24 protein-coding genes are annotated in these 24859 nt (G+C 56.7%); 9 read left to right on the forward strand and 15 right to left on the reverse strand.

Annotated features, from left to right (window positions below):
- Positions 1 to 95: 95 nt before the first annotated feature.
- The 5 genes from RBB75_RS10125 to RBB75_RS10145 all read right to left on the reverse strand — a co-directional run bounded on the left by RBB75_RS10125 (position 96) and on the right by RBB75_RS10145 (position 4575).
- Positions 96 to 1097 carry an SDR family NAD(P)-dependent oxidoreductase gene (locus tag RBB75_RS10125; RefSeq protein ID WP_353068024.1) on the reverse strand — a complete coding sequence of 334 codons (1002 nt, stop codon included), beginning with the start codon at positions 1095 to 1097 and terminating at the stop codon, positions 96 to 98.
- Positions 1098 to 1145: 48 nt separating this feature from the next.
- Positions 1146 to 1607: a cupin domain-containing protein gene (locus RBB75_RS10130; protein ID WP_353068025.1), complete on the reverse strand. Its 462-nt coding sequence runs from the start codon at positions 1605 to 1607 to the stop codon at positions 1146 to 1148.
- Positions 1608 to 1660: 53 nt separating this feature from the next.
- On the reverse strand, positions 1661 to 3046 hold the full coding sequence (locus RBB75_RS10135) for a PQQ-dependent sugar dehydrogenase (protein WP_179636478.1): 1386 nt from the start codon (positions 3044 to 3046) through the stop codon (positions 1661 to 1663).
- 61 nt (positions 3047 to 3107) lie between these two features.
- Positions 3108 to 4001: an aldo/keto reductase gene (locus RBB75_RS10140; protein WP_353068026.1), complete on the reverse strand. Its 894-nt coding sequence runs from the start codon at positions 3999 to 4001 to the stop codon at positions 3108 to 3110.
- A 58-nt stretch (positions 4002 to 4059) separates the two neighbouring features.
- The gene (locus RBB75_RS10145) at positions 4060 to 4575 is read right to left on the reverse strand and encodes a cupin domain-containing protein (RefSeq protein ID WP_179636480.1); all 516 of its coding nucleotides are present in this window, start codon (positions 4573 to 4575) and stop codon (positions 4060 to 4062) included.
- 164 nt (positions 4576 to 4739) lie between these two features.
- Between RBB75_RS10145 and RBB75_RS10150 the strand changes: the two genes are divergently transcribed.
- Complete coding sequence (locus RBB75_RS10150) at positions 4740 to 5360, forward strand: TetR/AcrR family transcriptional regulator (RefSeq protein WP_179636481.1); 621 nt, start codon at positions 4740 to 4742, stop codon at positions 5358 to 5360.
- Between the two features lie 330 nt (positions 5361 to 5690).
- On the opposite strand, the gene RBB75_RS10155 is transcribed toward RBB75_RS10150, so the two are convergent.
- The 3 genes from RBB75_RS10155 to RBB75_RS10165 form a co-directional block, all read right to left on the reverse strand.
- Positions 5691 to 5846 carry a hypothetical protein gene (locus tag RBB75_RS10155; RefSeq protein ID WP_179636482.1) on the reverse strand — a complete coding sequence of 52 codons (156 nt, stop codon included), beginning with the start codon at positions 5844 to 5846 and terminating at the stop codon, positions 5691 to 5693.
- 549 nt (positions 5847 to 6395) lie between these two features.
- Positions 6396 to 6839, reverse strand: coding sequence for a zinc-binding dehydrogenase (locus tag RBB75_RS10160; protein ID WP_353070376.1), 444 nt, complete (start codon positions 6837 to 6839; stop codon positions 6396 to 6398).
- On the reverse strand, positions 6736 to 7137 hold the full coding sequence (locus RBB75_RS10165; RefSeq protein WP_353068027.1) for an alcohol dehydrogenase catalytic domain-containing protein: 402 nt from the start codon (positions 7135 to 7137) through the stop codon (positions 6736 to 6738). The genes RBB75_RS10160 and RBB75_RS10165 overlap by 104 nt, the downstream gene beginning before the upstream one ends.
- A gap of 252 nt (positions 7138 to 7389) precedes the next feature.
- Here RBB75_RS10165 and RBB75_RS10170 point away from each other — a divergent pair, with 252 nt between their 5' ends.
- The 7 genes from RBB75_RS10170 (at position 7390) to RBB75_RS10200 (ending at position 15791) form a co-directional block, all read left to right on the forward strand.
- Positions 7390 to 7899 (forward strand): SRPBCC family protein, encoded by a 510-nt coding sequence (locus tag RBB75_RS10170; RefSeq protein WP_353068028.1) that lies wholly within the window; start codon positions 7390 to 7392, stop codon positions 7897 to 7899.
- Positions 7900 to 8053: 154 nt separating this feature from the next.
- Positions 8054 to 10798 (forward strand): AMP-binding protein, encoded by a 2745-nt coding sequence (locus RBB75_RS10175; protein ID WP_179636484.1) that lies wholly within the window; start codon positions 8054 to 8056, stop codon positions 10796 to 10798.
- Positions 10799 to 10918: 120 nt separating this feature from the next.
- Entirely contained in the window at positions 10919 to 11062 is a 144-nt protein-coding gene (locus RBB75_RS10180) for an alpha/beta hydrolase (RefSeq protein ID WP_353070377.1), read from the forward strand.
- A gap of 221 nt (positions 11063 to 11283) precedes the next feature.
- The gene (locus tag RBB75_RS10185; RefSeq protein WP_353068029.1) at positions 11284 to 12750 is read left to right on the forward strand and encodes a circularly permuted type 2 ATP-grasp protein; all 1467 of its coding nucleotides are present in this window, start codon (positions 11284 to 11286) and stop codon (positions 12748 to 12750) included.
- Positions 12751 to 12762: 12 nt separating this feature from the next.
- Complete coding sequence (locus RBB75_RS10190) at positions 12763 to 13749, forward strand: alpha-E domain-containing protein (RefSeq protein ID WP_179636487.1); 987 nt, start codon at positions 12763 to 12765, stop codon at positions 13747 to 13749.
- The gene (locus RBB75_RS10195; RefSeq protein ID WP_179636488.1) at positions 13750 to 14757 is read left to right on the forward strand and encodes an acyltransferase family protein; all 1008 of its coding nucleotides are present in this window, start codon (positions 13750 to 13752) and stop codon (positions 14755 to 14757) included.
- Between the two features lie 38 nt (positions 14758 to 14795).
- Positions 14796 to 15791 carry a transglutaminase family protein gene (locus RBB75_RS10200; protein WP_179636489.1) on the forward strand — a complete coding sequence of 332 codons (996 nt, stop codon included), beginning with the start codon at positions 14796 to 14798 and terminating at the stop codon, positions 15789 to 15791.
- A 464-nt stretch (positions 15792 to 16255) separates the two neighbouring features.
- On the opposite strand, the gene RBB75_RS10205 is transcribed toward RBB75_RS10200, so the two are convergent.
- The 6 genes from RBB75_RS10205 to RBB75_RS10230 all read right to left on the reverse strand — a co-directional run bounded on the left by RBB75_RS10205 (position 16256) and on the right by RBB75_RS10230 (position 20479).
- Positions 16256 to 17023, reverse strand: a complete 768-nt coding sequence (locus RBB75_RS10205) for an SDR family oxidoreductase (protein ID WP_179636490.1) — start codon at positions 17021 to 17023, stop codon at positions 16256 to 16258.
- A gap of 19 nt (positions 17024 to 17042) precedes the next feature.
- Complete coding sequence (locus RBB75_RS10210) at positions 17043 to 18356, reverse strand: FAD-binding oxidoreductase (RefSeq protein ID WP_257030810.1); 1314 nt, start codon at positions 18354 to 18356, stop codon at positions 17043 to 17045.
- Between the two features lie 127 nt (positions 18357 to 18483).
- Entirely contained in the window at positions 18484 to 18885 is a 402-nt protein-coding gene (gene rplT / locus RBB75_RS10215) for a 50S ribosomal protein L20 (protein WP_179636492.1), read from the reverse strand.
- A 271-nt stretch (positions 18886 to 19156) separates the two neighbouring features.
- Positions 19157 to 19354, reverse strand: a complete 198-nt coding sequence (gene rpmI / locus RBB75_RS10220; RefSeq protein ID WP_179636493.1) for a 50S ribosomal protein L35 — start codon at positions 19352 to 19354, stop codon at positions 19157 to 19159.
- Positions 19355 to 19505: 151 nt separating this feature from the next.
- The gene (locus RBB75_RS10225) at positions 19506 to 20033 is read right to left on the reverse strand and encodes a GNAT family N-acetyltransferase (protein WP_353070378.1); all 528 of its coding nucleotides are present in this window, start codon (positions 20031 to 20033) and stop codon (positions 19506 to 19508) included.
- A 146-nt stretch (positions 20034 to 20179) separates the two neighbouring features.
- A complete protein-coding gene (locus tag RBB75_RS10230) occupies positions 20180 to 20479 on the reverse strand; it encodes a hypothetical protein (RefSeq protein ID WP_353068030.1) in 300 nt (99 codons plus the stop codon).
- A 347-nt stretch (positions 20480 to 20826) separates the two neighbouring features.
- On the opposite strand from RBB75_RS10230, the gene gyrB reads away from it, so the two are divergent.
- Positions 20827 to 23421, forward strand: a complete 2595-nt coding sequence (gene gyrB, locus RBB75_RS10235; protein ID WP_257031003.1) for a DNA topoisomerase (ATP-hydrolyzing) subunit B — start codon at positions 20827 to 20829, stop codon at positions 23419 to 23421.
- 217 nt (positions 23422 to 23638) lie between these two features.
- On the opposite strand, the gene RBB75_RS10240 is transcribed toward gyrB, so the two are convergent.
- On the reverse strand, positions 23639 to 24817 hold the full coding sequence (locus tag RBB75_RS10240) for an OpgC family protein (protein WP_179636497.1): 1179 nt from the start codon (positions 24815 to 24817) through the stop codon (positions 23639 to 23641).
- Between the last annotated feature and the right edge of the window lie 42 nt (positions 24818 to 24859).

Raw genomic sequence — 24859 nt, forward strand, 5'->3', positions numbered from 1 at the left:
GAACCAGGGTGCGTTATCCCTTCGTATAGCCAAACCGCGGAGTTCCACGTTAATCGCTAGGGTTTGGCCAATGCAACTTCCAGCCAACTGCATGGCTAGACGTTATTGGCACTGTCACCACCTGTTACATCGTAGGTCGCGCCTGAAACCATTCGCGCCGCGTCGGATGCAAGGAATACGACGACGGGCGACATCTCTGCCGGATCGATCCACGGCACACCGAGAATTGATTTGCTCTGTAGCACTTTGCGAGCCGCTTCTTCGTCCACGGCTTTGTCGCCCGTTGGCGTGCGTCCCGCCATCTGCAGAGCTTGCTCATATCGTTCCTCATGGCGCGTGAGCGGTGTATCGATGAGTCCTGGCACAAGGCAATTAACGGTGACGCCATGCGGCCCCAGTTCCATCGCTGCAGACTTCATCAAGCCAATAATGCCCCATTTCGATGCCGAATAAGCCGACCCGTTCAAGGTGCCATGCCTTCCCTGAGTCGATGTCGTCATGATGATCCGGCCGTGCTCCTGCTGCACCATGTACGGCGCAAAGGCACGGAGCGCATTGGCTGTGCCCGTCAAATTGACGTCGATCTGGATATGCCAGTCAGGATCTTCCATCTGAAGTAGTGGACGGAACGCCTGGATACCAGCGTTGGCAAACAGAATGTCAATGCGGCCAAACTCTGCGTGGATCTTCTCCGCGGCAATGCGCAGTGCGGGAAGGTCGCGCTGGTCCAGCACAAAGCTTTTCCACTGTACGCCTTCGCTCTTAACCATCTCACCGGTCTGATCGAGTTCGGCGCGGCTAGCAGGTTCTACTCCTGAACGCGGATCGACGACGGCACAGATGTCGATTCCAACCACGTGAGCTCCGCTGTTCGCCAAGGCTAAGGCTACAGCGCGCCCAATTCCGCGTGCCGCTCCAGTGACTACAGCTACTCTCCCATTGAGAATACGTCCCCAAGGTTCTGTCTTCATTTGTGTCATCTGCCCCTCCGTGTTTTGTGCGAGTGAAATCCCGCTCAATGCTGCTGAACCGGCTGCGAGAAAAAACCGGCGCGATACGATCGCCGTTGCTGACTCTTGCTTTCCACTTGATGGCATAAGTACCTCCACTGTCTTTCATTAACGGTTCGGTTGAGCAGATATGATTCAGTACTCCGCCTTTTCGCCTGCCGCAGGAACTGAGGTCGGAACGCCTAGGGTGCCGGCATACGTGATGAGCAGCACGGTGGGTTCATCACCCGACTCGCCTCGATGCACATCATGCACGGATTCTCCTACCGCTTGTCCCTGATGAACAACCTGTGTCTTGCCGCTAGCCTTGTCATGCAGCGTAAGAGTGCCTGAAAGCACGTAGACGGCATTTGGGAATGGATGGGTGTGCCACGGCAGGACGGTGTGTGGTGCGATGGTCAGCTTGATCGTCGTGAGTTGTGGCTGCCCCGTTGGGTAGTGTGTATAGGGCTGGCCGTTCCACGATTGGGTTGTTTGCAGCAGGATTTCGCGGTGACCGCTTGCAACGCTACTCGCGTGGGTTTGAGCGAGCACGGCTGTCAAAGATGCTCCGGTGACGATAGTGGCAATTCGAATACTGTGATATTTGGAAAGCATGTCGGTTGTCTCCATTTGGGATAAGGGTCTGCTCGAAACTCGGCACGGTCTGGCTATTTGTCGGTGTACGATATGCGCCAGACGCTGCGAGAGCCGTCATCTGTCACATAGAGAGCGCCATCATGACCTACTGCTACTCCCACTGGGCGACCCCAGACCTGCCCGTCTGCGGTGACGAATCCGGTAAGAAAGTCCTCGTACTCGCCAGTGGCTTTGCCGTTCCGTATGGGAATTCGGATCACTTCATAGCCCCCGCGCTTCGCTCGGTTCCAGGACCCGTGCTCGGCCGCGAATCCGTCGCCGTCGTATTCGGAGGGGAAGGTGGATTTGTTGATGGGATAGAAGGTCATTCCGAGTGAGGCCATATGAGGTTGAACCAGGACATCGGGGGTGATGACTTTGGACTTGAGTTCAGGGTGTGTGCCCATAAGTCGCGGATCCTGATGTCCACCCATATAGAACCAGGGCCAGCCATAGAAGCCGCCTTCCTTCACTGAAGTCACGTAGTCTGGAACGAGATTGTTTCCCAAGGCGTCACGCTCGTTCGTGGAGCACCAGAGTTGACCGGTAACAGAGTTTATTGCCTCGCCAACGCAGTTACGAATACCGTAAGCGTACACTTCGACAAATTTGCCCTTTGGGGTGTACTCCAACACGTCCGCCCGATGAAACTCGTTGGGATGGGTGTCAGGGTCGTCGGCATTCGATCCACTTCCAACGGACACGAGCATCTCCTTGCCGTTGGGAGAGAAGACGACATCTCTCGTCCAGTGACCACCGCCACGCAGTTGAGCATAGCCGGGAAGATCGGGCACGATTGTCTCGGGCGCCTTAGCAGCCTTCAGATCTCCGGATTTATAGGCGAATCGAATGATGGTCGTGGCGTTTCCGACGTAGATCCAGTGAGGATTCGCGCCAGCGGGATAAAACGCAATGCCAAAGGGATGATCGAGGCCCGTAACGTAGGTGCTGATGGTGGCTACCTTACCCGCATTCGTCACGCCACGCAGCACCATTATAGAGCCAGCCTGCGAGTCCGCTACGAAGAGATCACCATTCGGTGCAGTATGAATGATGCGTGGCATCACGAAGGTTCCAGACGTGGGCGCGTGCGTCTCTTTCTTATTTTCGGAGCGCTGCATAGGAGTGGCCGCGTCACCGCCCGCATAGAGTTGAACCGTAAAACCGGCTGGGGCAATGGGCCACGCGCCCTCCGGCCTTTGAACAAGAGAGGGGCCGTTGTCGACAGACTCAGACGGTTTCGGCTCTGGCAGATCTGCCACAGTGATCTTTCGCCGGACACCCGGCTTCTGCTGAGTGTAGTCGGCTAAGGCGGCCTGACCGGTGATCGTCTTCTGAGCTTGCAGCGCAGAATGAAGAAACGTGGTGAAGGCGAGAAGGGTTAATACGGGGAATTTCGCTAAGTGTAAGCCGGTCATAATTTTCATCTCCAGGTGTGGCGAAAATCGATCGTGCAATGGCTTAGTAGTGGGCAGTCCTTCAACCACGAAGACTTGCGGGAGCATGGCTTACAGCGGCCAACTTGTCGTACGCGGCTTGGGAAAGTTCAAGACCCGCAGCAGCGATATTCTCCTCCAGGTGCTTGACCGAGGACGTTCCAGGAATAGGCAGGATCAGTTTGGAACGCTTGAGTAGCCACGCCAATGCGACCTGCAAGGGAGTCACGTCAAGATCGTTTGCAACCTTCTTGATGGCGTCATGTGCCTCCTTCGCTTGACCGAGCGGAGCCCAAGGAAGGAAAGCGATGTTGCTCTGCTCACAGTAATCGACAATGAAGTCCGATTCCCGGTCAGCAAAGCTGTAGCGATTCTGCACAGATACGATCGGAACTATTCTGCGCGCTCTTTCAATGTGCTCGCGGGTTACATTCGAGAGCGCGACATGGCGAATCTTGTCCTGCTCGCGCAGTCTGGCCAGTGTTTCTACCGACGCCTCGAATGACACGGCATTATCGGGAGCGTGCAGTTGGTAAATGTCGATACGATCCAGACGCAGGCGCTTCAGACTCCCCTCAAGTGCTTCGGTGAGATGTTCCGGGCTCGCATTGTGGGTCCATTGGCCCGGGCCTGGACGCTCCCATCCACCCTTGGTTGCGACCACTAATCCAGCCGGATATGGGTAGAGTGCCTCTGCGATCAACTCTTCGGAGGTGCCTGGTCCGTAGGAGTCGGCGGTATCAATCAGATTCACTCCGAGTTCAATCGCCCGTCGGAGGGTCGCCATTGAAGCAGCTTTGTCCGGGGGAGATCCCCACGCGCCTGCCCCTGTGATCCGCATCGCTCCATAGCCTAGCCGGTTGACCGTAAGTTCGCCACCGATGGCAAATGTGCCTGCACCTGCGGCTGAAAGAATCTGTTCCTCATTCGTATTCATAAGACTGCTCCTTTTCGTGTTGAGAGTTTGGAATGTATTACCAGCCCACAGTTTGCGCTCAGGTGGCGGGCCAGAAATCGTCAGGCAGATTGACAACGATCGGCTCTGGCGTACTTCGGACAACGACCCATCGAAACGGGTGTTCCTTCGAAGGGTTGAGTTCCTGATGTGGCAACCAACTTGGCACATGGAGAAAGTCGCCCGCTCCAACAGTGGCCGAATGTTCTCCGAAATCGCCCCACCGTACAGTAGCTTCTCCTTCAAGGACGTAAACGACCGTGTCCTGTTCGCCGTGGTGGTGAATGCCGGTCTTCACTAAAGGCTCGACCAAAAATATGCCTGCCCAGAGCGAGGAAACAATACCGTGGATCGCTGTAATGGCGGACATCCTTAGCGATCCTGATGTCTGCTGCGTTTCCGTGCTCAACTCAGCGGGATGCACAATGCTGATTGCTGAATTCGATCCCGTTTGAGATGCCGTCCGAATGGAGGCTCCCGCTGTCGGGTGAATGAGCGAATCTTCGAAATTGATTTCCATGTGGTCTTCATATTTCAGACAGTTTGCGATTGTCATCTTATGTACTGTACTGTACAGTACAAATAAGATGCACTCAAGTTCGAATACGACGCACTAAAAATTCCCAGATGTGAACAAGAGTGGACGCATAAAATGTTGTTAATACAGGAGGATTCCGGCTATGGACCGCGTTGAAATATTTATTCACGACAGGCAGATGAATGCCTAGCAAACCATCGCGAGGAGAAGTTCGAAACAGCAAGCTCCAAAGAGTCGCGGCAGACCTGTTCCTAAAGCGCGGCTATGAGGGCGTCACCATCGACAAGATTGTCGAGGTGGCTGGCGGTTCGAAGAGCACGGTGTATAGCGAATTCGGTGGGAAGTGTGGGCTGTTCATCAGCAGTATCGAGAATCTGTGCCGCGAATCGAATGAGCCGCTCGCGAAGATCGATTACTCAGGATTGAATCTTGAAGAGAGCCTTAAGAAGCTCTCTTTTCACATCCTGAAGCTCATCACCGCAAAACGGTCCGTGGAGCTTCACCGACTCGCCATCGGCGAGGCAGCGAACTGTCCCGAAGTAGGAGAGGCATGGTATACACACGGTCCCGCCAGGACAGCTTCGTTCATACGATCTTTGTTGGAAAGTCGTCGTGAAGAGCTGCGAAAAACAACGATCCCAATTGATCGGATGGCGGTGATCCTTCACGACTCATTGACAGGAGACGTCCTATACCGCCTGCTGGCAGGAGTCGGTAAGCATGAAAATGACGCGGAGCTTGAGCGATTGGCTTGCGCTGCAGTCGACGTCATTCTCGAGAACATCTGCAGCACTGTGCCCTAAAGGCGCTTATCTCGCGCACGTCGCATCCATCTGTACCGGCGCATTCCTTCTCGCAGAGCAGGCCTCCTCAACGGGAAGCAAGCCGTTACCCACTGAACTTCTGTGACCGTCTCGCCAGGGAATACCAAAAAGTCGTTGTGCGGCCCGAGCCGATCTATCTGCACGACGGCTCTATCTGCACATCGGCAGGTACTACAGCCGGTATTGACCTCTCTCTTGCCCTGGTTGAAGAAGACCACGGACACGAAACAGCTCTCAAGATCGCGCGTTTCCTGGTCATGGTTCTCGTGCGTCCGGGCGGGCAAGCACAATACAGCCACATGCTTCGCATCAGGCATCACCTGAAAGCCATTGCGCGAGCTTCAGGTATGGAGCCTCCAGCACGTTCGTGAAGACCTCACCGTCGAATCGCTCGCTGAGCGCATTGGTATGAGCGTCCGCCATTTCACGCACGTCTGCCTCCGCAGCCCATTTCAAAGAGGACATCCTGCAGGCCTTCTACGACAACATCAAACACAAGTCTGAGACTACCTTCGGAAACGTAAAAGCAGACGTACTCGCCGACAAAGATCCCCGCTTTCTCCGTAGCAACTTCTGCAGTGTGATCCGTAACTCTTCCTGGCGCGGCCAATCAAGCGAAAGGCCCGTATTGCGAAGACAGGTTTTCACCCGTTCGCATTCAGGATATTGATGTAATGACAGACCAAGGATATTCGGCATTGTTGACTCGTCGGCGCTTTGCACAGCTTTCGGGCATGGCCACGGGGTCGGTTCTCCTGGGCGCAGCGTCCGGAGCGGCGCCCTCCGGACGCCACGCTGGAGATCGCTCCGTACACGCTCGAGGCTTCCCCTAAACACCACATTCGAACAGTCGCCTATAACGGCCAGGTTCCCGGTCCGCTTCTTCGCATGCGCCAGGGTCAACAATAAACGATTGAGGTGCGCAACCCTTGATGGCCCTTTGACTGACTGCGCTGCGATGGCTGGAAACGCTCATGCGATACCCATCCTGTACCCCGCTATGTGCGAGATCTGCTACTGGCTCTTAACTGGCCCACGCGGCGCAGGGATTATGGGTATGACGGTCGGGAGATGCTTCCCGCATTCTCCCTCGGCTCGATCATGAGAAAGCCATGCTGGCCACCGTACTGCGCTCTGCCCAGGTCCTTCATCGGCGCCCAGTTTACGGGCGCGCTCCAGTTTCTCGTCAGAGGACGATGTAACAAGGACACGCGCCCCGTGCGCCTTTGCAAACTGCATTGCAAAAAGCGATACGCCGCCGGTGCCGAGCACGAGAGTTGTCTTGTGCGGTCCCAGTCCAGCACTGCGAATGGCGCGCCAAGCCGTGGTTGCCGCTATCGGTAAGGTGGCAGATTCAGCGTTCGATAGATGCGCCGGCGTGCGGACCAGCGAACGCAGGAACCACCACATACTCCGCAAGGCTACCAGGAAGATCGATGCCACGACGCGGTCCACCATCGGCGGTGGGCATCCGGCCATCTTGCCAGTTGGGAATGAAATGCGGGATGACCCGTTCTCCAACCTTCCAGTCGGCCACAGGCGCGCCGATATCCGCGATCTCGCCCGCCCCGTCTGTTACGGGGATGATCGGAAAATTGTTGAGGGAGTACTTACCGGTGGCAACGGCGATATCAAGAAAGTTCAACGAAGCGACCCGCAGACGAACTAACACATCACCCGGGCCTGGGACGGGATCAGGATAAGTGCAGGAATGCAGTGAATCGACACGTGGCGCTGCTAGCTCAATGACTTTCATGGTTTCTACCAGTTCGTCGTTTAGATGGCCGCGGAATCGATTCGATTCCACACCTTGCCAGCACGCGAAATACTACGGATAAGTAGGTTTAGCGTCAGTGATCTCCACTGATGAAAAGCGCGTTTGCGGGGATTAACGAGCACTCGCAGAATTCTGTATCGTAGGGTTATGCAGCGAGGCTTTGTATTGTTAGGTGTATTGTTCCTGATATTCGTGGGTTCGCATAAACCCTCCCGTGCACAGACCCCAGCCATGGCGCGCGACATCGCCCTGAACGATTTGGCACGCCGAGACACTACTATTCACTGGCCAAAAGGTTTCGACCCTGCAACGGCCGCGCAGTTCAGCCATAATGAGCTTCTCATTCCGGCACCATGCGAGCATGTCTTCGCGCAGATGGCAAACGTTACCGCATGGCCAGAATGGTTCATCCTGGTAAAAGATGTCAGGGTTGAGGGACCGAACAAAACTCCAGGACTAGGGCGTACTCTCTCGCTATCCATCTTCAACACACCCATCACAGCAAAGATCACGGAGTGGGTTCCCGGAAAGCGCCTAAGCTGGACACCCGAAACTGTCGCGCCATCTGAGTCGAGTCACTACCATGCGTGGCACTTCATACCTGTCGAGGGCGGCTGCAGAGCAGTGACAGAAGAGGTAGGCGTGGGACCAGCCGACAAGAAGCTGGGGACCGAAGGCAGCTTTTACATGCATCGAGCACACGACCTATGGTTAGCCTCGCTAAGATACGCTTCCGAGTAGCTTTAGAAGGCTTGCGCGCTGCGTGTATCGCTTCGGCGAAGGCACGAGTCGTCGCTTCAGTATCAGGGAATCTTCCTGTGTTTATCAATCTGGGCTAGCTTGCGTTGGTCGAGCATGGCGTAGCAATGGGTTATCTTTGTCTAGCTGACTGCCTATGCCCACCCGCCCCCACCTGGCCGTACTGCTCGACGACTTCCGTCGCTTCGGCCGCCAGACAGCCATCGTCCAGTACACCGGCAACCGCCGCAAAGCGACAACCTACGCAGAGATCGCAAACCTGGCCGGACGCTTCGCCGCACTCCTGGTCTCACGCAACCTCCAACCAGGCGACCGCCTCATCCTCTGGGCACAGAACAGCGCCGAATGGGTCGCCGCCTTTCACGCCTGCATCCTCCGCGGCATCATTGTCGTCCCACTCGACGCCTACGGCACCCCCGACTTCGCCACAAGAGTAGCCTCCGACGTCCGGCCCTCCCTCATCGTCGGCGACGCCATGCTCCTACAAACCCTCCCCAACGACTGGCCACATCTTTCGTTCGAAGACTGGCCCACCACCCTTCCCCCCGCCGTAACGGCAGATCAAGCCAACCCCATCCCCACCCTCTCCCATGACACGCCCCTCCAGATCCTCTTCACCTCCGGCACCACCGGCGACCCCAAAGGTATCGTCCACACCCACGGCAACATCCTCTCCAGCTTCGAACCCATCCGCACCGCCGCCCAACCCTACATGCGCTACGAGCGCATCGTCCACCCCCTCCGCTTCCTCCACACCCTCCCCCTCAGCCACGTCTTCGGCCAGATGATGGGCCTCTGGGTCCCCTCCATCTTCGCCGCCGAGGTCCACTTCGAATCCCGCCTCACCGCCCCCCGCCTCATCGAAACCATTCGCCGCGAACGCATCTCCGTCCTCGCCGGAGTTCCCCGCGTACTCGCCCTGCTCAAAACCCACCTGGAAACCGAAAACTCAAACCTCACGGCACGTATTGAAGCCGCCAAAGGCATCTCCGCGCAAAAACGCTGGTGGCGCTTCCGCGACATCCACTCCCTCTTTGGCTTCAAGTACTGGGCCTTCGTCACCGGCGGCGGCGCCCTCCCCGTACCCATCGAGCAGTTCTGGAACGCCCTCGGCTTCGTCCTCGTCCAGGGCTACGGCATGACCGAAACCTCCGCCCTCATCACCCTCAACCACCCCTTCAAAGTCGCCCGCGGCACCATGGGCAAGCCCCTCCCCGGTCGCGACGTCAAAATCCAGCCCGACGGCGAAGTCCTCGTCCGCGGCCCCATGATCTCCCCCGCCACCTGGTCCGGTGGTGCCCTTCAACCCCGCACCGACGAGTGGTTAGCCACCGGCGATCTCGCCGAAGCCCAACCCACCGGCGAACTCCGCTTCCTTGGCCGCAAGAGCGAGACCATCGTCACCGCCACCGGCGTCAATCTCCACCCCGAAGACCTCGAAGCCGCCTTCGAGCCAGAACCCGAGGTAGCCGCCTGCGCCGTAGTCCCCATCGCAACCCCCACTGGACCCGAACCCTGCGCCGTCCTAGCCCTTCGCACCACCCCCGACCATGCCCCAGACCGCGCCCCCGCCATCCTGCAACGTGCCAACACCCGCCTAGCCGAGTTCCAGCGCATCCGCCGCTGGGCCCTCTGGTCCGAACCCGATCTCCCCCGCACCTCCACCGGCAAGATCAAACGCGCAGCCGTAGCCAACTGGCTGACCAGCAGGGAAGCCAACAACGGCAACGCAGCCCCGTCAACACCAGCCACCACCTCCACCGACTGGCTCCTAACCCTCATAGCCCGCATCACAGGCGAAGGCGTCCCTCCCGAAAACGAAATCCAAAATAAAGACCTACGCCTCGCCGAAGACTTGCGTCTCGACAGCCTTGGCCGCGTCCAGCTCCAGGACGCGCTCGAAGAAAAACTCGGCGTCGCATTTCCCCAAGAGCAATACGACAAGGTAGAGACGCTCCCCGAGCTATGCCACCTCGTCGCAAACTCTGGCAATAGAGGAGTCTCGGAAGATCAATCGGTTACGCGTCCCGAGCAAATTGAATTCGCCGAAACCGCCGACCTCAACGCGCTGACAAAAAAGCTTCAGGCGACCCAACAGCCCGAAGCGCCGATCCCGGCAGAAGCTACCCACTACCTCTACCCTCACTGGTCCTGGCAACTACCCATCCGCTGGATTCGCACCGCCTTCGTCGAGTGTGTAGCCCAACCCCTGGTCTGGTTCTTAGCCGCACCCCGCGTGTCACCAGCAGCTCGGCCATATCAATCAATCCACCCGCAACAAGCAGACACGCAGCAAACAGACAAGCAGCCAACCGAACCGCTCCTCCTCATCGCCAACCACGTCACCGCCTACGATCTCCCCCTCCTCCTCTACGCCCTTCCCCGTGCTATCCGCCTCCGCACCGCCGTAGCCATGTCCGGCGAGATGCTCGAAGACTTTCGCCACGCCCGCAACCAGCAACCCTACTGGCTCAACCCCCTCGGCCCACCCACCTGGCTCCTTCTCACCGCGCTCTTCAACGTCTTTCCCCTCCCGCGTCTGCGCGACTTCCAGCTCAGCTTCGCCCACGCAGGCAACGCCCTCGACTACGGCTTCCACGTCGTCGTCTTCCCCGAGGGCACCCGCTCTACCGACGGCACCCTCGCCCCCTTCCGCCCTGGAATCGGCCTGCTGGTCAAGCAATCCTCAGCAGCAGTACTGCCCATGGCCATCCAGGGCTTAGGCGAACTCAAAACTCGCCGCCGTCGCTGGTTCCGTTCTGGCACCCTTCAGATCAACGTGGGCCAACCCATCCGCTTCTCCTCAAACGACACCGCAGCCGCCATCACCGCCCGCCTCCACGCCGAAGTAGAAAAACTTCTCGCCTCAAATCGACCATAGTGTTGTCGCTCAGCCAACGGCACCTTTGAGGACTATGCCAGCGATGTCGCAAACGTTAGCCGGACGGCCAATCATCTGGAACGCTTCCTGCCTCCTTAGGCTCGCAACGGTTCACAGAAGATTCACCTTATTGCCCACAGCATGGGCAATCGCGCGGTATGCGAAGCTCTTAAGTCGCTAAGCTACGACTGCACCGCGCACCCCATCCCCTGCTGCACTATCTCGTGCTGGCCGCGGCCGATAAGATGCGAAGACCTATCGTGAACTGGTATCGGCACTACGTCTGGGTCTCTACTTCTTCAAAGATAAGGCGGTCGCAGCCTCGGCAAAGCTGCATAAATCTCCTAGCAGGTGGTGTCCCGGTGCTCGCGCTGCCGGATGTCGAGAGCATCGACGCATCCGCCGCTGCAGCTGTTTGTTGGGTACCTGTGAGCGTGAGATTGGGTTTGGATGCTCGGGGATGTCCGCTATACTCAAAGCTCCTAATGCATCCCACCCAGTCATCCCAGTTCGAGCATGCGTCCCTTAAAAACTATTTGCTGGACCATGCCTATGACGAGATGTTCACCGGGCTCGGCGATTTGCATCGACACTGCGAACCACTGTTGGAGCATTTTTCGGCGCTGCCTTCGGAAGAGCTACAACGCAGAAAACAGGCGGCCGACCTCAGTTTCCTGAATCAGGGCATTACGTTTACGGTTTACGGCCGCGAAGAGGGGACAGAGAAGATCTTTCCGTATGACCTGATTCCTAGGATTATCACTGCGGCCGAGTGGGCGACAGTAGAGCACGGGCTGACGCAGCGAATTACGGCACTAAATCTTTTTCTGAAGGACATCTATAACGAGGGACGGATTCTCGATGATGGAATAGTACCGCGTGAGGTGGTCTATAGCTGCAAACACTACCGGCGTCAGATGATGGGGTTGCAGGTTCCGCGAAATGTCTACATTGCTGTATGCGGGACCGACCTGATTCGGTTGGAGAACGGCGAGTTTGTAGTGCTGGAGGATAATCTGCGCGTGCCTAGCGGAGTCAGCTACATGCTGACCAATCGCAGGGTGATGAAGCGGATCTTTCCGCAGCTGTTTCGAAGCTACAATGTGCGGCCGATTGAGCAGTACACGCAGTTGCTACTAGGAACGTTGCGGTCCCTGGCGCCGGAGGGACGACCAGAGCCGAATATCGTGCTGCTGTCGCCGGGAGTGTTCAACTCTGCTTACTTTGAGCATGCGTATCTTGCGCGGCAGATGGGGATCGAACTGGTTGAAGGACGCGATCTGGTAACGCATGACAACGTTGTGTACATGCGGACTACGATCGGACTGCGGCGGGTGGATGTGATCTACCGGCGGGTGGATGATGACTTCATCGATCCGCTGGCGTTTCGCGGAGATTCGATTCTTGGAGTGGCTGGTCTGTTCAATGCTTATCGCGCTGGTAACGTGACACTGGCCAATGCGTTTGGTACCGGTGTGGCCGATGATAAGGCGCTGTATGCGTACGTGCCGGAGATCATCAAGTATTACCTGAGCGAAGAGCCGGTGCTGAAGAATGTTGAAACGTATCTGTTGACCAGGCCTAAGGAACGGCAACATGTGCTGCAGAATCTCGACAAGCTGGTGGTGAAGGCGGTGGGCGAGAGCGGCGGGTATGGGATGCTGATCGGACCGCAATCGACCAAAGCACAACAAGAGGAGTTTGCGCAGAAGATAGAGGCTGATCCGAGGAACTACATTGCGCAACCGACGATCTCATTTTCGCGAGCGCCCTGTTTAATCGGGGACGAACTGCAACCGCGGCATGTGGATCTACGACCTTATGTTTTGTATGGAGATAAGGTAACGATTGTGCCGGGTGGGTTGACAAGGGTAGCGCTGAATCAAGGGTCCTTAGTGGTGAACTCGTCGCAGGGTGGCGGGAGCAAAGATACCTGGGTGCTGAGCCAGTGAAAGGAGTGACCAATGCTGTCACGCGTCGCGGATAGTTTGTACTGGATGAGCCGGTATCTCGAGCGCGCCGAGCATACGACGCGACTACTGGATGTGAATCTGAATCTGATGCTCGATGAAAGCCCGATCAGTGCAGAGCGTCGATGGCAACGGGTGCTGCAAGCTCTGGGTAAGCCGAAGAATGTTGAGTGGACCGGTGAGCCGTATGCGCTCACGCAGACGCTGACTTTCGATACGGAAAACAAGGCTTCGATCCTGTCCTGCATCATCGCTGCGCGGGAAAACTCGCGCCACGTGAGGGAGCAGATTTCTACCGAGCAATGGCACCGCCTGAACAGCCTCTATCTACAGGTAACGCGGCCGGAGATTCAGAGTCAGAGGCAGTCGGAGGCGCTGGTGCAAGGTATGACGCACCCCAGCGAGTTTCTGCAATCGGTGATGGAGGCGGTACATCAGTTTCAGGGTGTCACAGATTCTACTATGAACCACGGCGAAGGCTGGCAGTTCATTCAGGTGGGACGGTATATCGAACGGGCGTGTGCGACCGCGCTGTTGCTTCAGGCTTACCATGTCGACCTGTGGGGGCACCCAGAGAGGATCGTTGATGGGAATGAATACCTGGACTGGATGGGACTGTTGCGTTCGGCGACCGCGTTCGAGGCGTACTGCAAGGTGTATACCGCGGATCTGACACCGGATCAGATCTTCGAGTTTCTTCTGCTCGACGAGGAGTTTCCACATTCGGTTCGATTTTCGATCGACAGCTTGCAGTGCGCGCTGGAGAAGATCCAGGGAGACAGCGGTAAGGTCCGTGCCGAGACCTTGCGTCGACTGAGCGGTCGTCTGCAATCCTCCTTAAACTACAGTAGCGTCGACGAGATCCTGAGCCAGGATGTGCTGGGGTACCTGGGTGGGATTCAGGCACAGTGCCGAGCTATTCATGAGACGATCTACGAGCTATACGTGGACTATTCCATTCAGGCGGCCCTGGCAGGGTAGATGATCGAACAGGCACTGGCAGAAGAGACACGGAGACCGATTACCAGCGGGAGACGGTCGAACCTTGTGGACCTTGTTAAGGGTCTTGCTATCATTCTGGTCGTCTATGGCCATACGGCACAAGGTGTTGTGCATCGGGGCTGGTGGTCCGGTCCGTGGGCTGATTTTTCTAAAGCTTTCATCTACAGCTTTCACATGCCTGCCTTTTTCTTTGCCTCCGGACTGTTCGTGTTCGGTAGCATTCAGCGACGGGGACCGGCCAAGTTCACGCTCGAGAAAATGAAGACCGTACTGTATCCCTATTTGTTATTCGCGGCCATCTCAGCTGCGCTCGGCCCTTTGATCCGACGATTCCAGATGTCCTATTCGCCATTTCACTGGAATACATTTCTGAGGAATGTCGCCGACGGGAGTGTGAGTTGGTTTCTATTCACCTTATTTTGGTGTTTGCTTCTGGCGCTCTTGACCGTGCGATTTCCGAATTGGCTGCGCTTTTTGCTCTCAGTGCTTGCCGGGGTGGCGCCGATCTACGGAACGTTCACCACGGACCACGTGTTGCAGGAGTTCTGTTTTGTGGCCGTGGGAATGTGGGTCGGACACCACATCTTTCGGCTGGAACATACTCCAAAGTGGATGGCGGCGGTTGGTTTTATGCTGCTTGCCGCCTTCCAATTCGCGGCTATCTATCTTTATGGTTTCGTGAATCGCGGGACGTATATTGTGCTTGGCCTGACTGGGACTGCTGGTCTTTTTCTCCTTTCCCGATTGCTTGAGAACCACTGGATCGGCGAGGCTCTGGTCTGGGTGGGACGGGCATCCCTTGCGATCTTCCTGCTAAGCGCCTTTGCGCAGGGAGCAACCCGTGTTGTGTTGTCTGACTTGTTTCACACTAACAACCTGTGGCTTCAATTGTTGTTGCCGACGGCTTTCGCGACAGTTCTACCTGCTATTGTTTGGTATCAGCGGGACAGATGGCGGTTGGGATGGCTCTTTCATTGGCCGTTCTAGCAGATGCAGCATCTTCGTAAGACCGGAAGGGACGGGCTATGTATTATTCGATTCGCCATCTGACGAAGTTCCTGTACAGCAACCAGGTCAGCGAGAGCATGATGGAGACGCGGATGCACCCGCGGAGCGACCAGAATCAGCGCTGCCTGACGTTTCATCTTTCGGTAAGCCCGCGATGCCGAGTCTTCAGCTATCGCGATCATCTGGCGAACCATGTCCACCACTTCGATATTCCAGGAATGCACGGGCAGTTGGTGATCGTTGCTGAGTCGCTGGTCGAGGTACAGCCAGCGGCGCAGGTTCCGGCGTTTCTAGCTCCTGATGCCTGGGCGGATCTGGACGCGATGGTGGAGAACGGTGACTACTGGGAGATGCTGCTGCCTAGCGAGTTTGCTATACCGACGCCGGCGCTGGACGCTCTTGCTGCCGAGTTGGACGTGAGGCGCAGGGACGATCCGCTGATGGTGCTGCATCACCTGAATCAGCAGATCTATGAGTACTTCGACTACAAACCGAAGTCGACGCATGTCGATTCACCGATCGATCTGGCTTTGAGCACTAAGGCTGGTGTTTGTCAGGATTTTGCTCACATCATGATCACGCTGGTGCGGTCGAAGCTGCGGATCCCCTGCCGGTATGTGAGCGGATATCTGTTTCATGGCGAGAGTGACATGGACCGGTCGGTGAGTTCGGCAACACATGCTTGGATTGAGGTTTTGATTCCACACCTGGGATGGGTGGGGTTCGATCCTACGAACTGGCTGGTGGCGGGGGACCGGCATATTCGTACGGCAATCGGAAGGGACTACTCCGATGTTCCGCCGACTCACGGCATCTTTCGCGGGCGCGCAGCGAGTGAGTTGACCGTGGCGGTTCGGGTGACTCCGAGCCTGGGAACCCTTTCGCTCGATCAGGAGCTGCCGGTGCCCGAGGATTGGTCGATTCTGGTGGAGAAGGCGACACAGCTCCCAGAGCAGCCACCGCCGCCGACTCGTCAGCAGCAGATGGCGCAGCAGCAGCAGGAGAACTCCTAGAGGGATACCCCCCCTATTACCTGCGTGTAAGCCTTTTGTTAATCATGGGCTTGCGCGAAGTATTGGCCGCCAAAATATTGATAATAAACGAGTTGCCTGCAGATTCTTCCAAACAAAGGGGTTATGAGATTAAAACAGGGAACCCTGGTATTTGCTGGGGATCTTCTTTCTTCCTGTCTCCATTATAGCGATTTGGGTGTAACTAATACGCCACGCGAATTCGCTGGATTGGTGCGGGGTTTGGTGAATCTGGGGCTTGACAGGTTTTTGGGAGAGGCGTGTGTCCTGCCGGGCGGGCCGCCTGCGCGGCGCGCGGTCACTTCGTGACTTGTATACCTTCGGTTGGCGCTCCCGTTGGTCGCGAGGAAGATTATTCCGACCAACGGGAGGACCACGCGAAGCTCTAAAAAGGCGTGCGAACGCCCGCCCTCCGCGTAGGAGGCCCGTCCGGCAGGACCTATCTTTCAGAGGTTGAGTTTCTTGAAGATGCGCTCGGGGATGTTGCGGATGATGAACATGATGGGCTGCCACTGGAATGGGACGTAGAGTATGTCCCTGCGCTTGTCGATGGCGCTGACGATGGATTCGGCGACTGAGTCGACGTCGGCGAACTTCTCGCTCCTGGGCATGCCGGCGGTCATTGCGGTTTTTGTGGGGCCGGGTTTGATGGTGAGCACGGTGACGCCTTCGCGGTCGATACGGTTTCTAAGGCCGTCGAGGAATGCGGAGAGGCCGGCCTTTGAGGAGCCATAGACGTAGTTGGACTTGCGGCCTCGCTCGCCTGCTACCGAGGAGAGCACGGCGAGGGTGCCTGCATGGCGCTGGACGCAGAAGTTCGCGAGCCAGGTGAGGAGTGAGATCGGGGCCATGAAGTTGGTGTGGAGGATCTGGGCGGCGGTGTTGAAGTCGCGCTCGGCTTCGAGCTGGTCGCCGAGGACGCCGTGGGCGAGGTAGGCGATGTCCATGCCGGTGAGGGAGTTTACCGCGTGGGCCAGGAGCGCAGGGTGCTGGTCGGTGTCGTCGAGGTCGGCGACGGCAGTGTCCACGTAGCTGGCGCCGCGGGTCTTGAGATCGGCGGCTACTGCTGCCAGCTTTTCGGCGTTGCGCGCGACGAGGAACAGGCTTGCACCTTGTGAGGCCCAGATGCGGCAGGTTGCTTCGGCGATGCCGGAGGTTGCGCCGAGGACAAGGATCTTGCGAGGGGTTGAGGTTGATTGCGGGGTGGTGCTCATAGGCTTGCTTTGTCCGGTCTTATGAATTTGGGGTGACGCGCTCCCAGAAGCTGGAGGTAAGCATGGGATCGCGGAATCGTGCGAACTGCTCCCATTGTGGGTAGAAGGACTGGAATTGATGGGCGGTCATGGCGGCGTCTTTGGCTGGATAGAGGCGGCCGCCGAACTCGAGGGTCATGTCGGCGAGTCGCTGGAAGAGTGGGAAGCTCTTGTCAGGCTTGATGGGAAAGTCGAGGGCCAGGGTAATGCCGGGTTTTGGAAAGCTCATCATACCCGGGGATGGAACGTCTCCGAAGGCTTTGAGGACGGCGAGGAAGCTGGCGAGGCCGGAGTTTGCGACTTCACGGAGGATGGCGACGGTGCCCTCTTTGGCGTGCTCCCAGGGGATGACGTACTGAAACTGAAGGAGGCCGCGTTTGCCGTACATACGGTTCCAGCGGAGAACCTTATCGAGCGGGTAGAAGAAGGGCTCGTAGTCCTGCAGGGCAACGGCTCGCTTGTGGATCTGCTTGTGGAAGAACGCGGTGTTGAAGAGGCTGACGGAGAGTGAGTTGAGGGCGAAGCCGGGAGCTTCAAAGGGAAAGATCAGCTTTGGTTTGGGCGAGGGTTTGAGATCGTCTTTTTTGGCCGAGTGATCGCCCTGCATAAAGACGCCCCGTGCGAAGTTGCCGCCTTTGGAGGTTACGTCGACCCAACTAACGGTGTACTCGATGTCGTGTGCCTGGTTGGTGAGGTCGAGAAACTCGTCTATGCCATGGAACTGAATGCCTTCGTAGTCAATCTTGCGGGAGACGATGGGCTTGAGGCGGAGGGTGGCCCAGGTGATTACGCCTGTGAGGCCGAGGCCGCCGATGGTTGCGGCGTAGAAGTCGGGATTCTCAGTGGGCGAGCAGAGCATGTGGGAGCCGTCGGAGCGGACGAGTTCGAACTGGGTAATGTGGCGGCCGAAGGTCCCGGCGCTGTGGTGATTTTTGCCGTGGATGTCATTGGCGATTGCTCCACCGAGAGTTACATATTTTGTGCCAGGGGAAACGGGAAGAAAGAAGCCTCGGGGAACGGCGAAGTCGAGGATCTGCGCGAGGGAGACGCCGGCTTCGGCGGTGAGGAGGCCAGTCTCGGGGTTGAAGTCGATGAGGCGATTCATTGCGGTGGTGACGAGGAGGTTGCCGTCCTTGAGGAGGCAGACGTCGCCGTAGCTGCGGCCCATGCCGACGGGGAGTGCGCCGTTGTGGAGGTTGGCAGTGAGTGCGGGAAAGTCGCTCTGCCAGTGGAGCGGAAGAAGTTTTGCGCCGTAGGTAGGGTAGCGGCCCCAGGATTCGAAGGGAGATTGCATTGGGGAGGTCGCTTCCTCTGTTGCGGTTGAATCTGGCATAAGGACAGGATACTGGTTCATAGCGATGGCGTGATTAAAAAGGAAGAGGCACAGCGTGTGCCGTGCCTCTTCTGAAACTACTGCGCTGTTAGGCGGCAGCAGAGGTGCGATTTGCGGCGTGCTTATCTGCTGCAATCTTCAGGGCTGACTTTGCCTGCTGGGTAAGAGCGGCAAAACCAGCTGCGTCGTTGGCGGCGATGTCAGCGAGAACCTTGCGGTCGAGCTGATTGCCGGCGAGCTTGAGGCCGTTGATGAAGGTCGAGTAGCTCATGCCGTTGATGCGGCAGGCAGCATTGATACGGACGATCCAGAGAGCGCGGAACTGGCGCTTCTTCTGTTTACGTCCGGTGTAGGCGAACTTGAGTCCGCGCTCGACGGCTTCCTGAGCGGCCTGGTAGAGCTTGGACTTGGTGAGGAAGTAACCACTCGCGCGCTTGAGGATCTTTTTGCGGCGATCGTTGCGTTTTGTACTCCGTTTTACACGGGGCATCTTGCTTCTCCTTTTGCGTACTTCGTTTAAGCGGCTGGAGGTAAGGGTCGCATTCTTATCTCAATCAGAACTGGTGGGTGTTCTGATCGAGCTTCGTGAGAACGACGATGGTGGCCTCTTCACTCGCTATGCAACTTCAAGTCTCGTGGAATCGCTAACGCGGTTCCAGGGGCCGGAACGCTTTGCTGGCCCTTTGCTTTTTGAGCGGCTCGACTTGAAAAACTTATACTTCCCTTATTCCTGAGGAGGAAAGACCTGCTTGGTCTTTCTATCAGGCGTAAGGAAGCATCCGGGCAACCTTGTGATGATCCGCATCGGAGATAAGCACTGACCCGCCTAGCTTGCGCTTGGTCTTGGTGGCCTTCGATGTGAGAATGTGGCGCATCTTGGACTGGCCACGCTTGAACTTGCCGGTGCCGGTCTTATGAAAGCGCTTGGCTGCGCCGCTGTGTGTCTTCAACTTTGGCATGGTGTTCCTGACGAAAACTGTGTTCTGGACAACTTACTAAGTATATACGAGGGTTGCGATTGCGGGCTCAACTCTTTGCAGGCCTTTTATGAAGAGAGTTGGGGACCAATGCGCAAACCGAGAGAATAAGAGATTTGAGTGAACGGAAGATCTAGTCGAGGACCTTCTCAAATACTTCAAAATAAAGGTCGTTCCGCGCTGGCACACCAAACCGTTGATCGTCATACGGGAATGGTTCCGTTTTGCCGGTGCGGCGATATCCGCGACGCTCATACCACTCGCTGAGACTGTGGCGAAGCCAGATCACTGTAATTCTGACTTTTTGCGCTCTACGGGCTTTTACATAATCCTCGGCATAAGACAAGAGCGTTCGGCCCAGTCCATCGGCCTGGCGTTGAGGGTCGATCGCGAGCATCGAGAGATACCATACGGCCGGTTCGTCAGTGGTCTCAAGTGAGACACACCCCGCGAGAGGGGCCTTGTGGTCATCGCGCATCAATAGAACCGTGGCTTTACCGTTTGCGACTGTCTCGGCGAGGATAGTCGAATCGATTCTTTGGCCGCCTATTAACTTAGCTTCGCTTGCCCATCCAGCTTCAGCGCTTTTGCCTTTATAGGCGTTGTTAACAAAGGTGACTAGCTCGTCGATGTCAGCATAAGTAGCAGGAACAAAGATCATCTTCAATCATTATGCCTTCTTCATTTTTGACTGGAAAGAAGGCTTTGGTTGAAGCTGGTCTCCTGAACAATAAAAATGACCCTCCGAAGAGGGTCATTTTTGGGCTCTTGCGAGCGTTTGTCAGGTGGTAGGGATTACGTGTTCCGTTATCCCTTTGGACCAACAGAGGAGCCACCACCAGAGCTGGAGCCGCCGCCGGTGCTGCTGCCACCACCGCCAGAGCTGCTACCACCGTGGCCGGGGCAGTTACCGCCGTTGCCGCCTTTACTGCCGCCGTCGTGGTCATGGTCGTGGTCGTGGTTTTGGTCATGATCATGATGGCACCAGCCGAACCAGGACCACGAGCTGCCGCTATCGTGATCGTGGTCACAGGCGAAGGCTGAGCTGGAGGTTGTAAGCAGTGAGAGTCCAACGATCGATACTACGATCAAACGGTTCAATTTCATTGGTTCACCTCGGGGAGTTACGAGCCGAAGCATAACAAGCCATGTGGGTTAGGGGAGTACAACTTTGGGCGCAGGAGAGGCGGTTACCAATGGGCCAGGGATTGCTATGCGGGAGGGCTCAGCCGAGGTGCGCGAGGCCTGCAAGACCCCTTCCGCGTGCTATACTTAAGACACTGAGAGTCAGGCTAGAACGTGTGTAAAGCGCTGTAACGGCGCGGGTTTTCGCGGATTGCGCGGACACGGAACGGGCTGAAAATCCTGCAACTTCAGCAACCGCTGAACGGAGATACATGGCATCGACTGCAATCCCCACCGAAGGTGCTCTTTTAGAGCTTGAAGCTGGCAAAATGAAGGACGCTCCCGCAAAAGGAAAAGAGGGTGGCGGCTATTCGGCTGAAAACATCACCGTTTTGGAAGGGCTGGCTGCGGTCCGGCTAAGGCCGGCGATGTATATTGGCTCGACCGGTGAGCAGGGGCTGCATCATCTGGTGTATGAGGTGGTCGATAATTCGGTCGACGAGGCGCTGGGTGGCCATGCGACGAAAATCGATGTGACGATCCATGTCGATAATTCGATTACGGTGGTCGACGACGGGCGCGGGATTCCGGTTGATGACAAGGTCATCAATGGAGAGAAGATGCCGGCGGTGCAGGTTGTTCTCACTATGCTGCACGCGGGTGGCAAGTTCGATGCGTCGAACTATAAAGTCTCGGGTGGTCTGCACGGTGTCGGCGTGAGCTGCGTGAATGCGCTGAGCGAGGAGTTCGATGTCGAGATCTGGCGTGATAATCACGCATGGGAGCAGGACTACTCCAAGGGCGCGCCGATCAGTAAGCTGCGCAAGATGGGGGCTTCGACGCGCAAGGGCACGAAGGTCCATTTTCTGCCGGACAAGTCGATCTTTACGGTGACGGAGTTCAACTATGACACGCTGGCGCAACGTTTGCGGGAGCTCGCCTTTTTGAATAAGGGGCTGGAGATCCACCTGACGGATCAGCGCACGACGGACTCGAAGACCGGGGAGTACAAACACCAGGAGTTCAAGTACATTGGCGGGATTGCCGAGTTCATCAAACACCTGAACAAGGGCAAGGCGGTGCTGCATGACAAGCCGATCTACATGGAGGCCGAACGTGATAACGTGGCCATGGAGATTGCGCTGCAGTATAACGACGCTTACTCCGAGACCGTGTTTACCTTCGCCAATAACATCAACACGGTGGACGGTGGCACGCATCTTTCGGGATTCAAGACTGCGTTGACTCGGACGATCAACGCGGCGGGGCAGTCGCTGGGCCTGTTCAAGGACGTGAAGGAGAACCTGAGCGGCGATGATGTGCGCGAGGGCCTGGTGGTTGTGATCAGCGTGAAGCTGTCGCAGCCGCAGTTTGAAGGGCAGACCAAAGGCAAGCTGAACTCGGATATCGCCGGGACGGTGCAGGCGTTTGTGAATGAACGGCTGGGTGCGTTTCTGGAGCAAAACCCGCAGGTTGCGAAGAAGATCATCAACAAGGCGATTGATGCGGCACGGGCGCGTGAGGCTGCTCGTAAAGCTCGCGACCTGACACGACGCAAGGGTGCGCTTGATGGCGGTGGGCTGCCAGGCAAGCTGGCAGACTGCTCGGAGCGTCAACCGGATCGGTGTGAGCTTTATCTCGTCGAAGGAGAGAGCGCCGGTGGAACGGCCAAGCAGGGTCGTGACCGGAAGTTCCAGGCGATCTTGCCGTTGAAGGGTAAGATTCTCAACGTCGAGAAGGCCCGATATGACAAGATGCTGGGTCACGAAGAGATTCGCGCCATGATTACGGCGCTAGGTTGCGGCATTGGCAAAGACGACTTCGACGCAAGCAAGCTGCGATATGGCAAGTTGATTTTGATGACCGATGCCGACGTCGACGGATCGCACATCCGCACGCTGTTGTTGACGTTCTTCTTTCGCCATATGACGGAGCTGATCAAGCGTGGACATGTTTATATTGCTCAGCCGCCGTTGTACCGCATCAAGAAGGGCAAGTTCGAACAGTACATCAAAGACGATCGCGAGTATGTGAGCGTTATGGTGAAGCGCGCCTCCGATGGCATGGTCATTCGCTACGGTAAGGACGGCGGCAAGCTTGAAGGCGCTGCGCTAACCAAGTACATGGGACAGTTGAACGACTACCTCAGCTTCTTCGATAAGGTGCAGAAGCGGTTGAGGAATGACGATGTGACGCAGGCGTTCGCCGAGTTGTTTGCTCATGAGGGCAAAGATTCTGTGCGACGCGTGGACTTCGAAACACCCGCCAAGGTAGAGGCCATGCGCGAGCGGCTGACAGGGATGCAGAAGACCTATCAGTTCAAGAATGTTGGCGATGTCGTGATGGACGAGGAGCATAGAAGCTACTCGGTAAGCTATACCGATGCGCAAGGTGCAGTAAGAACGATTGACTGGGCACTGGCTTCAGCTCCGGAGAGCCGGCAGATGCTGGCGAAACATGCACAGATTAAAGAGCAACTGGTTGCGCCGTTTTTTATCGAGTATGCCGCGAAGACCAAGGCTGAGGCGGCCGCAGAAGAAGCTGAGGAGATTGCTTCTGAAGAAGGCGTCGCGGAGACCGCCTCTGCTCCAGGAACGGTGGCAGAGATAAAGCCGAGCAAGAGAGCGAGCAAGGCGTCTCAAGATCCGGTGGAGAAGAAGACTGCACGCGATGTCTTCGAGTATGTCATCGAACAAGGCAAGAAGGAGTATCAGGTTCAGCGGTACAAGGGACTGGGTGAGATGACTGCGCCGCAACTGTGGGAGACGACGATGGATCCAGAGCGTCGCACGCTGTTGCAGGTGAAGCTTGAAGACATCGCGGCCTGTGAAGAAATCTTTACGACTCTGATGGGAGAGGATGTAGAGAGCCGACGGAAGTTCATCGAAGAAAATGCCCTGGACGTGAAGAACCTGGATATTTAGTTTTTGGAGAGAGAAGAGCGTCGAATCAGACTAAGCTCGAGCTCTGAAATTGTTTGCCTAGACTGCTGAGCTGATAGATGCCAGGTGGTTGCTACTTCGCGTAGTGCGCTATCTCGTGCGAGGTAGTCGGGTGAGAGCCTAAGCCGATCACCGCGTGCATCTGCCGTAATGCCGGTGCGTTCCAGTGTTTCTGCCAGCAACACCGCTGAAGGGTCTCTTATTGTAAGGAATCCACCGTGTAGGCCATCCGCGCCCTCCGCTGTGATCCCTGCATCGGCGAGAGATCGTTTGAGTTTATTGAGATGTTCGTGGCGCGGCCGTCAATGCGGCTCTTGTTGCTGTTCCAGGCAGACAGTGCAGCCACCGCAACCAACGCCAGGGTACCCAGACCCTGAACCAAGATTTGTGAGATCCATCCTGGATGCGTAAACAGTATCGCTTCGCCCAAAACTGCAAATAGGACGCTCGAGGAGAACACTCCAAGCGAGTGCTGGCCGAGAAGAACAAATGGCTCTGCCCAACGGGATCGAAGCCAATCGGCTGCTGCGGGGATGTAGCGCCACGCTAGCCATCCGAGCGAAACAATAGCCAGCAGCCTGAACGGATGCACCGTCGGCTTATCCACGTCGAAGTGAATCAGCAGGGCCGCCGGGAGGTGGTTATCAAGGTGCCGCGTATGCGACTCAAACAAGCTGAAAAGTGAAAACAAGGCCGCCAGCCAATCCCAGCCGCGCCAATAATTTTTGGCTTTCAGAATGTACGGCGAGGTCACTCCGAGCATGAATATGACCTGCCAGGCTAACGGATTGAAAAACCAGTTTTCTGTCCATGAGCCTAAATTCAGGTGGAACACACGGGCCGCCACGTACAACAAGATCGAACCAACCAATAACGAACGTGGCCAACGGATCAACGGAAGCGTTAGCGCGAGTATTACCAGCAAAACGATGTAGAGCGGAAGAATATCGAAAAATTTCGGCTCGGTACCCAACAGGGCGACGTTCATGATGCTGCGAAAGGGGTGGGCTCTGAAGCCATCCAGCGCGAGAAACTCCAAGAAGGAAGGTGGATTTAGCCAGGCGACCAGGATGCTGACTTCGGCGGCAAACAACATGAACATGATCAGATGCGTCCGATAGATGGCGACTATGCGGCGCGCGATTTTGAGCCACGCCGGTCGTAGACCATCGCGCACCACCGTCCGGTGATAGACAATGCCGGCCGAGATGCCAGACAGCAGAACGAACAACTCGGCAGCGTCGCAGAATCCATACTCTTTTAGCGTAATCGCTCGCAGCCAGCCATTAATAAAGTGATCAATGAGCATGCACCAGAGGGCAAAGCCACGGAAAAAGTCGACGCGAAGATCACGATTTTGGCGGATCAATGTCTGCACACACTCTTTCCCTAGGCCGGTAAACAATCGAATCAGCCCAAT

It is taken from the genome of Tunturibacter empetritectus (genome assembly GCF_040358985.1).
Classification (GTDB): Bacteria; Acidobacteriota; Terriglobia; order Terriglobales; family Acidobacteriaceae; genus Edaphobacter; species Edaphobacter empetritectus.